We start from the raw sequence: 308 nt of genomic DNA on the forward strand, positions 1-308 counted from the left end.
GGCATGCGGAACATCGTCATGCCGGGCGCGCGCATGCAGATGATCGTGGTGATGAAGTTGACCGCGCCGAGGATGGTGCCGAAGCCGGAGAAGGCCAGACCCATGATCCACATGTCGGCGCCGACGCCCGGCGAGCGGACCGCGTCCGACAGCGGGGAGTAGGCGAACCAGCCGAAGTCGGCCGCGCCCTGCGGGGTCAGGAAGCCGCCCACCGCGATCGTCGAGCCGAACAGGTACAGCCAGTAGGCGAACATGTTCAGCCGGGGGAAGGCCACGTCCGGGGCGCCGATCTGCAGCGGCATGATCCA

1 protein-coding gene is annotated in these 308 nt (G+C 68.2%); it reads right to left on the reverse strand.

Annotated elements, in window-relative coordinates; genetic code table 11:
- Nucleotides 1-308: cbb3-type cytochrome c oxidase subunit I (locus tag M8J74_RS44365; RefSeq protein ID WP_249841791.1), on the reverse strand; the 308-nt coding region annotated here is incomplete at both ends.

The sequence above is a fragment of the Streptomyces panaciradicis genome (genome assembly GCF_023516615.1).
Lineage (GTDB): Bacteria > Actinomycetota > Actinomycetes > Streptomycetales > Streptomycetaceae > Streptomyces > Streptomyces panaciradicis.